Origin of the sequence: Pantoea sp. YR525 (assembly GCF_900116775.1) — a bacterium.
Taxonomy (GTDB): domain Bacteria; phylum Pseudomonadota; class Gammaproteobacteria; order Enterobacterales; family Enterobacteriaceae; genus Pantoea; species Pantoea symbiotica.
In genome coordinates, this window is the sequence record NZ_FPBU01000005.1 from 240532 (window position 1) to 252084 (window position 11553).

The 11553-nt window shown below is 55.1% G+C and carries 9 protein-coding genes; 1 reads left to right on the forward strand and 8 read right to left on the reverse strand.

The window, feature by feature from the left end:
• Positions 1-24 precede the first annotated feature (24 nt).
• Genes apaH through lptD form a run of 6 tightly spaced genes read right to left on the reverse strand, consistent with a single transcriptional unit; the run spans position 25 to position 6853 of the window.
• Positions 25-894, reverse strand: coding sequence for a bis(5'-nucleosyl)-tetraphosphatase (symmetrical) ApaH (gene apaH, locus BM323_RS12325; protein ID WP_008108649.1), 870 nt, complete (start codon positions 892-894; stop codon positions 25-27).
• Positions 895-943: 49 nt separating this feature from the next.
• On the reverse strand, positions 944-1321 hold the full coding sequence (gene apaG, locus BM323_RS12330; protein WP_008108648.1) for a Co2+/Mg2+ efflux protein ApaG: 378 nt from the start codon (positions 1319-1321) through the stop codon (positions 944-946).
• Positions 1322-1325: 4 nt separating this feature from the next.
• A complete protein-coding gene (gene rsmA, locus BM323_RS12335) occupies positions 1326-2150 on the reverse strand; it encodes a 16S rRNA (adenine(1518)-N(6)/adenine(1519)-N(6))-dimethyltransferase RsmA (protein ID WP_008108647.1) in 825 nt (274 codons plus the stop codon).
• On the reverse strand, positions 2143-3132 hold the full coding sequence (gene pdxA / locus BM323_RS12340; protein ID WP_008108646.1) for a 4-hydroxythreonine-4-phosphate dehydrogenase PdxA: 990 nt from the start codon (positions 3130-3132) through the stop codon (positions 2143-2145). Before pdxA ends, rsmA begins: the two co-directional genes overlap by 8 nt.
• On the reverse strand, positions 3122-4417 hold the full coding sequence (gene surA, locus BM323_RS12345) for a peptidylprolyl isomerase SurA (RefSeq protein WP_008108645.1): 1296 nt from the start codon (positions 4415-4417) through the stop codon (positions 3122-3124). The genes pdxA and surA overlap by 11 nt, the downstream gene beginning before the upstream one ends.
• A gap of 54 nt (positions 4418-4471) precedes the next feature.
• Positions 4472-6853, reverse strand: coding sequence for an LPS assembly protein LptD (gene lptD / locus BM323_RS12350; RefSeq protein WP_193372754.1), 2382 nt, complete (start codon positions 6851-6853; stop codon positions 4472-4474).
• 182 nt (positions 6854-7035) lie between these two features.
• Here lptD and djlA point away from each other — a divergent pair, with 182 nt between their 5' ends.
• Entirely contained in the window at positions 7036-7848 is an 813-nt protein-coding gene (gene djlA / locus BM323_RS12355; protein ID WP_008108642.1) for a co-chaperone DjlA, read from the forward strand.
• Positions 7849-7905: 57 nt separating this feature from the next.
• On the opposite strand, the gene rluA is transcribed toward djlA, so the two are convergent.
• Entirely contained in the window at positions 7906-8565 is a 660-nt protein-coding gene (gene rluA / locus BM323_RS12360; protein WP_008108640.1) for a bifunctional tRNA pseudouridine(32) synthase/23S rRNA pseudouridine(746) synthase RluA, read from the reverse strand.
• Positions 8566-8584: 19 nt separating this feature from the next.
• On the reverse strand, positions 8585-11491 hold the full coding sequence (gene rapA / locus BM323_RS12365) for an RNA polymerase-associated protein RapA (RefSeq protein WP_008108639.1): 2907 nt from the start codon (positions 11489-11491) through the stop codon (positions 8585-8587).
• Positions 11492-11553 lie beyond the last annotated feature (62 nt).

An 11553-nucleotide genomic window follows, 5' to 3' on the forward strand; every position in this document is an offset into this window, starting at 1 on the left:
GCCATTAATGGCGACCTTTTTTATTTACGGCGTATCACTTAACGGCGGATGCGCACTCACCGCGCTCTCGGCCATCGCCTGTTCGCGGTTGGATGCCTGCACGTAATACTGTTTGGTTTCCCAATGCAGCAGCGTCAATGTTCCGCCCCAGCAGCAGCCAGTATCCAGCCCAATCACATGTTCCGGTGTGCCTTTACCTTCCAGCGATGCCCAGTGACCAAAGATCTGCGTATAGTCGCTGTCGATTTTGCCCGGCACGTTAAACCACGGCTTAAGCGGTGGCGGGGCAGATTCTGGCGACTCTTTGCAGATCATATCCAGCTGGCCATTCGGGAAGCAGAAGCGCATGCGCGTCAGCGCATTGGTGCTAAAGCGCAGTCGTGCCAGGCCGCTGAGCTCCGGCGTCCAGTTGTTTGGCATGTCGCCGTACATCGCATCGAGAAACAGCGGATAGCTGTCGCTTGAAAGTACCGCTTCCACTTCACGCGCGCACATCTGCGCTGTCTCCAGATCCCACTGCGGCGTAATGCCCGCATGCGCCATTAACAGCTTTTTCTCTTCATCCACCTGCAACAGCGGCTGACGACGTAACCAGTTGATCAACTCATCGGCATCATCGGCTTCCAGCAGCGGCGTCAGGCGATCTTTCGGCTTATTGCGGCTGATACCGGCAAACACCGCCAGCAAATGCAGGTCGTGATTACCCAGCACCAGGCGCACGCAATCACCCAGCGATTTCACATAGCGCAGCACATCGAGCGAGCCGGGGCCGCGCGCCACCAAATCGCCGGTAAGCCATAAGGTGTCCTGCTGCGGATCGAAATCAACCTGCGCTAACAGCGCACGAAGCTCGTCATAACAGCCATGAACATCGCCAATCAGGTATGTACTCATTGTCAGTCCGATTAAAACGCGCCGCCCGGACGGGCCGGGCGGAGGAGGATTAGTGAATGTGGGTTTGCACCGCAAGCCGGAACACCGGAATCTCGACGTGGAACTCATCGCCCGCATCATCGATCATCACATAGTGACCTTGCATGGTGCCCATCGGCGTCTCCAGAATCGCGCCGCTGGTGTACTGATACTCGCCGCCGGCAGCAATGTGCGGCTGTTCGCCGACCACACCTTCACCTTGCACTTCAGTCTCGCGACCGTTGCCGTTGGTGATTAGCCAATAGCGGCTGCGCAGCTGTACGTTGCTGCGCCCCAAATTGCGAATGGTGATGGTGTAGGCAAACACGTAGCGATCCTCGTCGGGCAAGGATTGTGACTCCACATACTGACTATGTACATGGATACAGACGCGGGCCAGTTCACTCATGCACTCAACTCTCCGGAGTTTCAGCCTGATGCTTGCTCAACCAGTTTGCCAGTTGGCAATATTGCGCCACAGAGACGTTCTCTGCACGCAGCGAGGCATCGATTTCTAATTGATCCAGCGCACCAGCCGCAAACATATGAGCCAGGCTGTTGCGCAGCGTTTTACGGCGTTTACCAAAGGCTTCAGTGGTAATGCGGCTCAGCAGACGAATATCGCTGACCGGATACTGCGGTTGCATATACGGCACTAAACGCACCACGGCCGATTCCACTTTAGGTGCTGGCGTGAACGATTCTGGTGGCACTTCGAGCACAGGAATCACCTGGCAATAGTACTGCGCCATCACGCTCAAACGACCGTAAGCTTTGCTGCCCGGACCGGCGACTAAACGATTCACCACTTCTTTCTGTAGCATGAAGTGCATATCTTTAATCGAACCAGTATAGCTGAAAAGGTGGAACATCAGCGGCGTCGAGATGTTGTACGGCAGGTTGCCGAACACGCGCAGCGGCTGCCCTTTCTCTTGCGCCAGCGCAGAGAAATCAAAGGTCATCGCATCCTGCTGGAAAATGGTCAGCTTAGGACCGAGGAACGGGTGCGTTTGCAGACGCGCGGCAAGGTCGCGGTCCAGCTCGACCACGGTCAGCTCATCCAGACGTTCGCCTACCGGCTCAGTTAATGCGCCAAGGCCGGGGCCGATTTCCACGATAGCTTCACCTTTTTGCGGGTGAATGGCGGAGACAATGCTATCGATAATGTACTGATCGTTCAGGAAGTTCTGCCCGAAACGTTTACGGGCGTAATGCCCCTGATGGACGCGATTATTCATTACTGCTCTTGATCATAGTGATGGCGAGATTAAGCGCCGTGATAAAGCTGCCCGGTTCTGCCTGGCCGAGACCGGCTAATTCAAGCGCGGTGCCGTGATCGACAGAAGTCCGGATAAAGGGCAGGCCAAGTGTGATATTCACCGCGCGGCCAAACCCCTGAAATTTTAGCACCGGTAAGCCCTGGTCGTGATACATCGCCAGAACCGCATCGGCATGTTGCAGGTATTTCGGCTGGAACAGCGTATCGGCTGGCAGAGGTCCGGTGAGTTGGATGCCTTGCTGGCGCAGTTCGTTGAGAGCCGGAATGATGGTATCAATCTCTTCGCGGCCCATATGGCCGCTTTCGCCAGCATGCGGATTAAGGCCGCAGACGAAGATATGAGGATTCGGTAAACCAAACTTCTGCTGCAGATCACGATGCAAAATGGTGATCACTTCATGCAGCGTGTCGCGGGTAATCGCGGCAGAAACATCTTTCAGCGGCAGATGTGTGGTGGCTAAGGCCACGCGCAACTCTTCCGTTGCCAGCATCATCACCACTAAATCGCCACCGGCGCGATCGGCAAAAAACTCGGTATGACCGGTAAACGGAATGCCCGCATCGTTGATCACGCCTTTGTGCACCGGACCGGTAATTAGTGCGGCAAATTCGCCGTTCAAACAGCCGTCACAGGCGCGTGCCAGCGTTTCCAGTACATAGTGGCTGTTCGCAACGTTGAGTTCACCGGCGGTCACCGGCTGAGCAGTATCGACCTGCAGCAGCGTTAGCGTTCCGGCCTGCTGCGGTTGCGCTGCTGCAGGTTGATAATCACGCAGCGTCAGCGGCAAACCCAATAAAGCAGCGCGACGGCGCAAAAGCTCGCCGTCGCCGCAGACCACCAATTCAACTGGCCAGTTTTGCTGCGCCAGTTGAACGGTGAGGTCGGGACCAATCCCGGCGGGTTCGCCGGGCGTGATCACCACTCGATAATTACTGACCATTGTTATCCAGAATCTTCACGTAAGCACTGGCGCGCTGTTCCTGCATCCAGGTTTGCGCTTCTTCCGCGAATTTACGATTGAACAGCATGCGATAGGCGCGCTCTTTCTGCGCGGCATCGGTCTTATCAACCTGACGCGTATCCAGCAACTGAATCAAGTGCCAGCCAAATGAGGAGTGAACCGGTTGGCTAACCTGACCTTTCTGCAGCTTCAGCAATGCATCGCGGAATGCTGGATCGTAAATCTCCGGAGATGCCCAACCGAGATCGCCGCCCTGGTTCGCTGAACCTGGATCGTCTGAGAACTGTTTGGCCGCTGCGGCAAAAGTGGTTTTGCCACTTTTAATGTCGGCCGCGATCTGTTCGATCTTCGCCTGCGCCTGCGCGTCAGTCAGGATCGGTGACGGCTTCAGCAGAATGTGGCGCGCATGAACTTCCGTTACAGAGATGCTTTTGCTTTCGCCACGCAGGTCGTTCACCTTCAGGATGTGGAAGCCAACACCCGAACGGATTGGACCGACGATATCGCCTTTCTTCGCAGTGCTCAGCGCCTGCGAGAACAGCGTTGGCAGCTCTTCGATTTTGCCCCAGCCCATGTTGCCGCCTTTCAGCGCCTGAGGATCGGCTGAGTAAGTTACTGCCAGCTTGCCGAAATCGGCGCCGCCTTTCAGCTGACCAACCAGTTGGCGAGCCAGCGTTTCCTGGTCGTCAACCTGCTGCTGCGTCGGGTTTTCTGACAGCGGCAGCAGAATCTGGCTGATATTCAGTTCAGTACCTTGCGAGTTCTGCGCACCAACCTGCGAAGCCAGCGTATCCACTTCCTGCGGCAGGATAGTGACGCGGCGACGCACTTCGTTGTTACGCACTTCGGCAATCGTCATCTCTTTACGGATCTGCGCACGATAAACGTTGTAGTTCATACCGTCGTAGGCCAAACGGCTACGCAGCTGGTCGAGGCTCATGCGGTTTTGTGCGGCAATGTTCTGAATCGCCTGATCCAGTTGCTGATCGTTAATCTGCACGCCCGCTCTTTCACCCATTTGCAGAATGATGGCATCCATGACCTGGCGCTCAAGGATTTGATGACGCAAGGTTTTGTCATCCGGGAGTTGCTGGTTTGCCTGCTGCGCCTGTGATTTCACGGTGCGCATCATGTTATCAACGTCACTTTCCAGTACCACGCCGTTGTTCACGACAGCGGCAACTTTATCAACCACTTGTGGGGCTGCGAACGCAGTGTTAGCGGTAATCGCTACACCAAGAATCAGCATTCTCCAGTTCTTCATACTTTATCCATTGTTGTTTCCGCACTGCGGGAGAGCCTGTCAAACATCACAACATCAGAAAGCGCGCTGGTAAGGAATGATGCCCTGACGCAGCATTTCATTAGTGCCTAAGCCATAGTTGGAACTCAGACCACGCAGCTCAATGTTGAATGAGATTTGGTTGTCATACTTACTGTCGTTGTTTTCCCAACCGTTGATCTTGCGTTCGTAACCCAGACGAATGGCATAGCAGCACGAGCTGTACTGCAGGCCGACCAGCTGTTCAGCCGGACGACTGTTGCGGGTATCGTAGTAATAACCGCCCACCAGTGACCAGGCATCCGCAATCGGCCAGCTAGCGGTGGCACCAACCTGTGAAATCCCGTTTTTGTAGATCGGGTCAGTCACCAGGCTTGAGTTATTCAGCGCCTGCGCCACGTATTCCGGGCTGCTGTAGCGATAGCTCAGCTGCACCATACGATCGGCATCCTGACGATACTCGACCACTGCATTGCCCTGCGCGACGTTATCAAGGCGGGTGTCGTATTGCAGACCGCCACGCGCGCCCCAACGATCGCTGATTTTCCAGTAAGTGTCGCCGGCCCAAACGAGGCTGCCGGTGTCATCTTCTTTGTTCGTCTGGTTTACGCCGGTACGAGACGGGGTAAACGAGTAGATTTGACCCACAGAAACGTTAAAACGTTCCACCAGATCGTTATCATAAATACGTGAGGTTACGCCGGTCGCCACTTCGTTAGACGAAGCGATGCGATCGAGGCCGCTGTAAGTACGATCGCGGAACAGGCCAGTGTAGTCGGTTTGCAGCAGCGTCGAGTCGTACGGATAGATATTGCTCTGGTTACGATACGGGATGTAAAGGTACTGAACACGCGGTTCCAGCGTTTGCGTATAGCCTGGTTCCCAGTCCATCGCGCGGTCAAACACTAAGCGGCCATCCACTTTGAACTGTGGCAGCGTACGGTTGACGGAATCGTCAAGGCGTCCACTTGCACCACCGACGTTTGGAATCTCGCCATTGTTATAACTATTGATATTCTCTTGCTGGTAATGGGTTGCCAGGAACTTAGCTTCAGTATCAAGGCTTGCCCATCCGTTTGATAGCGGCAGATTTAATGTTGGCTCAATATGCAAACGTGTTGCTTCCGGCATACGGCTATTAACATTAGTGAATTTCACTGCCTGGGCAAAGACGCGACCATCAAACGGCCCCATATCGTTCTGATAGAAGTTCAGATCGAGCTGTGGCATTGCACGATAGACGTTGCTGTTGCTGGTATTGCCAAATACTTGGAAGTCTTTGGTCGAGAGCGTCGCGTCCCAATTGGTATCAGCGTAACCAAAGCTAAATTTCTGCGTGGCATAGCCGTCGGTAGAGCTGTAGTACTTCGAATCGAGATCGTTGAAGTAGTAAGGATCGCTTACCTTGGTGTAATCAGCGTTGAAGCGCCAGTGCTGATCGTAAACACCTGAATGACGCCAGAAGAATAGCCAGCGATCATCGTTAGTATCATTTTGGACTAAAGGACGAGAGGCTTTATCTTTGTTGTATTGATTGTCCGATTGCAGATAATCCAGTTCCATCAAGCCCGCACCAAACACCGTCAAATAACGGAATTCGTTCTGCAACTGCAGACCGCGTTTTTCCATATAGTGCGGCGTGATAGTGGCATCGGCTTGCGGCGCGATGTTCCAGTAGTACGGCAGCATGAATTCAAAGCCGTTATTACTGCCGTATTTCGCATTCGGGATCAGGAAACCCGAGCGGCGACGATCGCCAATCGGTAACTGCAGATAAGGGCTGTAGAATACCGGCACATTGCCGAGCTTAAAGCGGGCGTTCCAGATCTCAGCGACTTCTTCTTCGCGGTCCTGAATCACTTCGGAACCGACCACGCTCCAGCTGTTGGAACCCGGCAAACAGGAAGTAAAGCTGCCGTTTTCCAGAATGGTGTAGCGATTATTACCGCGCAGTTTCATCTGATCGGCATCGCCGCGGCCCTGACGGCCAACCATCTGATAATCACCGTTCCACACGTTAGTGTCTTTGGTGTTCAGATTCGACCAGGCTTTCGGACCTTTGAGAATGACCTGATTGTCGTCATAGTGCACATTACCCAGCGCATCCACGGTACGAATCGGCGTGGTTTGGCCATCTTGCTGACGCTGATGTAACTGCATTTCGTCGGAGCGCAGGCGGCTGTTGCCCTGCTGCACGTCGACATTGCCGGTGAACACCGCATCATTCGGATAGTTGCCTTTGGCGGAATCAGAATGGATGGTGACCGGCAGCGAGTTGGTGTCGCCATTGACCAGCGGGCGGTTGTAACTTGGCACGCCCAGCATGCACTGCGACATCAGATCGTCGGCGAGTGATGACTGGCTATAAAGCGCTGCACCAATCATGGTAGCCAGCAAGGTAGGTATACGTTTTTTCATACGCGGTTTCGATAATTCCATGAAAACTGGCATCATGCCGACAATCCGGTCAGAGACTAACTTACTGCCCGGCGTTGCGCCAGTGTTAATCCTTGTCTGTCCGCGTTGCCGTTAGGCGCTGAGATAAATGACAGGTATGATAATGCAATTTTCAGCCGCAAGCATGGCGAATTGAGGAGTTTATGCGCTACTGGGGAAAAGTAATTGGTCTGGCGCTCGGGATATTTTCCGGGGCAGGCTTTTGGGGCATTGTACTGGGTCTGATCATTGGTCACATGTTTGACAAAGTGCGCAGCGTAAAAGGACAGGGCTACTTCGCCAATAACCAGGCGCGCCAAACTCTGTTTTTCAGTACCACCTTCCAGGTGATGGGCCATTTGACCAAGTCAAAAGGGCGCGTTACCGAAGCGGATATCCAGATTGCTTCCTTATTTATGGATCGCATGCAGCTGCATGGCGATGCACGTACTGCCGCACAGCGTGCATTCCGTGAAGGCAAGCAGAGCGACTATCCGCTACGTAGTAAACTGCGCGAACTGCGCAGCGCCTGCTTTGGCCGATTTGATCTGATTCGGATGTTTCTGGAAATCCAAATCCAGGCTGCATTCGCCGATGGTTCACTGCATCCCAACGAGCGTCAGGTGCTGTATGTAATAGCTGAAGAGCTGGGCATTTCACGCGCGCAGTTCGACCAGTTCCTGCGCATGATTGAAGGCGGTCAGCAATTTGGCGGCGGCGGTTCTTCACGTAGTGGCACCTATCAGCAGGCGCAACGCGGTCCAACGCTGGAAGATGCCTGCAGCGTGTTGGGCGTGAAAAGCAGCGATGATGGCACCACCATCAAGCGCGCCTACCGTAAGCTGATGAGCGAGCATCACCCTGACAAGCTGGTGGCGAAAGGTTTACCGCCGGAGATGATGGAGATGGCGAAGCAGAAAGCGCAGGAGATTCAGGCGGCTTACGATTTGATTCGTAAGGAGAAGGGGTTCAAATAATCGTCTTCCAGGACGATTATTTTGTAGGGTCGTCATTTATGACGACCTTTTTTATGGCTAAAATTCCGCCGGCTGCCTGAACGTCATGCTATTGCCAAACGCCGGATGCGTGATCGTCAGCGACTCCGCATGCAGTTGCAAACGCGGCGCCATCGTTAGCGCCTCTTCATGCGCATAAAAGCGGTCGCCAAGAATCGGATGCCCCAGCGCCAGCAGATGCACGCGCAGCTGGTGTGAGCGTCCGGTAATTGGCTTGAGCTTGATGCGCGCACTGTTCGTCGCTTCATACTCCAGCACCTGATATTCGGTCTGCGCCGCTTTGCCGTTCTCGAAACACACCATCTGCTTAGGCCGGTTCGGCCAGTCACAAATCAGCGGCAGATCGATCAAACCCTCTTCTGCCGCCGGATGGCCCCACACGCGCGCCACATAGTATTTAGAGGGCTCGCGCTCACGGAACTGGCGCTTGAGCTCACGCTCAGCCGCTTTATTCAGGGCCACGACGATCACGCCGCTGGTAGCCATATCAAGACGATGCACCGATTCCGCCTGTGGGAAATCACGTTGGATACGCGTCATCACGCTATCCTTATGCTCCTCCAGACGGCCCGGCACCGACAGCAACCCGCTCGGTTTATTCACCACCATAATGTGCTCGTCCTGATACAGAATATGCAGCCAGGGTTCGAGCGGCGGGTTGTAAGCTTCCATCAGCATGATGTCGCGGTCCTGAACATTATTGGTGCGTGACAACGATCAGGCGCAGCGCATCAAGACGCCAGCCTGCATCGCCCAGGCTTTCCAATACCTGCTCGCGATTGCTTTCCAGCGCTTCAACCTCATCATCACGGATGTTGGGGTTAACCGCGCGCAGCGCTTCAAGACGTGACAGCTCAGCGCCGAGCTTCTCTTCGGCTTCCACTTTCGCTGCCGCGATAATCGCCTGCGCTTCTGGCACGATCGCTTTCTCCGCCTGAGTCAGAATCTCATGCACATCCTGCTGCACCGCATTCACCAGCTTGCTGCCGGTATGGCGATTCACCGCATTCAGTTGACGGTTAAAGCTTTCGAACTCAACTTTGCCTGCCAGATTGTTACCGGCACGATCCATCAGCAAGCGCACCGGCGTTGGCGGCAGGAAGCGGGTGAGCTGCAGGCTTTTCGGCGCTTGCGCTTCAACCACATAGATCATCTCGACCAGCAGCGTACCGACCGGCAGCGCCTTATTCTTCAGCAGCGACAGCGCACAGCTGCCGGTATCGCCCGAAAGAATCAGGTCTAGACCGTTGAGGATCAGCGGATGTTCCCAGGTAATAAACTGGGTATCTTCGCGCGACAGCGCCTGGTTGCGGTTAAAGGTCACGGTGCAACCCTCTTCCGGCAAGCCAGGGAAATCAGGCACCAGCATGTGGTCGGATGGCGTCAGCACAATCAGGCTATCGCTGCGGTCTTCCTGATTGATACCGACGATATCGAACAGGTTCAGCGCAAAGTTAACCAGATCGGTATCGTTGTCCTGCTCGCCGATGGCATTCGCCAGCTCCTGAGCCGCATCTCCGCCGTTGGAGTTCAGTTCCAGCAGGCGATCGCGGCCCTGTTCCAGCTGTGATTTCAACGCATCGTGCTGCTTACGGCTTTCGCTGACGAACTCATCAAGCCCCTGCGGATTTTCCGGCGCAGCAAGATATTCAATCAGCTGACTGTACTCTTTGTCATAAATGGCGCGGCCGGTTGGGCATGTGTGTTCAAACGCATCCAGCCCCTCGTGATACCAACGCAGCAACACCGCCTGCGCAGTTTTCTCCAGCCACGGCACCAGAATCTGGATGTCATGCATCTGGCCGATACGATCGAGACGACCAATACGCTGCTCCAGCAGATCCGGGTTGAACGGCAGGTCGAACATCACCAAACGGCTGGCGAACTGGAAGTTACGGCCTTCAGAACCGATTTCGGAACACAGCAACACCTGCGCGCCATCCTCTTCGGAGGCGAAGAAGGCTGCTGCCCGGTCGCGTTCGATAATCGACAAGCCTTCGTGGAACACGGCGGCGCGGATGCCTTCGCGCTCACGCAGTACCTGCTCCAGCTGCAGCGCAGTGGCGGCTTTGGCGCAGATCACCAGCACTTTCTCTTTGCGGTTGCTGGTGAGGTAGCCCATCAGCCACTCAACGCGCGGATCGAAGTTCCACCATGTGCCGCTATCACCTTCAAATTCCTGATAAATCTGCTCGGGATACAGCATGTCACGCGCGCGCTCTTCTGCGCTTTTGCGTGTGCCCATGATGCCGGAGACTTTAATCGCGGTTTGATACTGCGCGGGCAGCGGCAGACGAATCTGGTGCAGCTCACGTTTCGGGAAGCCTTTCACGCCGTTACGGGTGTTACGGAACAGCACGCGGCTGGTGCCGTGGCGATCCATCAGCATTGAGACCAGCTCTTTACGCGCATCTTCTTTGCCGTCGCGATCGCTGTTCGCCACTTGCAGCAGCGGCTCGATATCCTGTTCACCGATCAGATCGTTAATCAGGTTCATCTCATCTTTGCTGATGGCGTGATCGGCCAGCAGCGAGCTCACCGCATCGGCCACCGGACGATAATGCTGCTGCTCTTCGACAAACTGGCCGAAATCGTGGAAACGGTTCGGATCAAGCAGGCGCAGACGCGCAAAGTGGCTCTCTAAGCCCAGCTGCTCTGGCGTTGCAGTCAGCAGCAGTACGCCCGCGGTTTTCTCTGCCAGCTGCTCGATAACCTGATATTCACGGCTCGGTGCATCTTCGCTCCATGCCAGATGGTGCGCTTCATCGACCACCAGCAGATCCCACTCGGCATCGGCCAGCAGTTCAAGACGCTGCTTGTTACGGCGCACAAAATCGAGCGAACAGATAATCAGCTGCTCGGTTTCAAAGGCGTTGTCGCTGTCGTGCTGCGCTTCGGTGTAGCGATCGTCATCAAACAGCGCAAAGCGCAGGTTGAAGCGGCGCAGCATTTCCACCAGCCACTGATGTTGCAGCGTTTCCGGCACCACAATCAGCACGCGCTCGGCACGACCCGCCAGCAGCTGTTGCTGGATGATCATCCCGGCTTCAATGGTTTTACCCAAGCCCACTTCGTCCGCCAGCAATACGCGCGGCGCGTGACGACGGCCAACATCGTGGGCGATGTGCAGCTGATGCGGAATTAGGTTGGTGCGCATACCGCGTAGGCCGCTGATCGGCAGGCGGTATTGCTCGCTGTGATATTTGCGCGCGCGGAAACGCAGCGCAAAGCGGTCCATGCGGTCGAGCTGACCGGCGAACAGGCGATCCTGCGGCTTGCTGAACACCAGTTTGCTGTCCAGCATCACTTCGCGCATGACGACGCCGGTTTCTTCGGTGTCGAGACGCGTGCCGATGTAAGTCATTAAATCGTTTTCGTTGCGGACTTCATCGACGCACATCTGCCAGCCTTCGTAGCTGGTGATGGTGTCACCCGGATTGAAAATCACACGAGTAACCGGAGAATCATTTCGGGCATACAGGCGGTTTTCGCCGGTTGCCGGAAAAAGCATGGTGATCATGCGCGTATCGATCGCGACCACCGTGCCCAATCCCAGTTCACTTTCCGTATCACTAATCCAGCGTTGACCCAGTGTAAAAACCATATATTTTTTGCTCGACTCTCTGACATGCCATAAAGAAGTTCACCTGTACTCAGGCAATACCC

Coding starts and splice junctions, on each gene's coding strand:
- apaH (WP_008108649.1), bottom strand. CDS start 894: ATGAGTACATACCTGATTGGCGATGTTCATGGCTGTTATGACGAGCTT.
- apaG (WP_008108648.1), bottom strand. CDS start 1,321: ATGAGTGAACTGGCCCGCGTCTGTATCCATGTACATAGTCAGTATGTG.
- rsmA (WP_008108647.1), bottom strand. CDS start 2,150: ATGAATAATCGCGTCCATCAGGGGCATTACGCCCGTAAACGTTTCGGG.
- pdxA (WP_008108646.1), bottom strand. CDS start 3,132: ATGGTCAGTAATTATCGAGTGGTGATCACGCCCGGCGAACCCGCCGGG.
- surA (WP_008108645.1), bottom strand. CDS start 4,417: ATGAAGAACTGGAGAATGCTGATTCTTGGTGTAGCGATTACCGCTAAC.
- lptD (WP_193372754.1), bottom strand. CDS start 6,853: ATGAAAAAACGTATACCTACCTTGCTGGCTACCATGATTGGTGCAGCG.
- djlA (WP_008108642.1), top strand. CDS start 7,036: ATGCGCTACTGGGGAAAAGTAATTGGTCTGGCGCTCGGGATATTTTCC.
- rluA (WP_008108640.1), bottom strand. CDS start 8,565: ATGCTGATGGAAGCTTACAACCCGCCGCTCGAACCCTGGCTGCATATT.
- rapA (WP_008108639.1), bottom strand. CDS start 11,491: ATGGTTTTTACACTGGGTCAACGCTGGATTAGTGATACGGAAAGTGAA.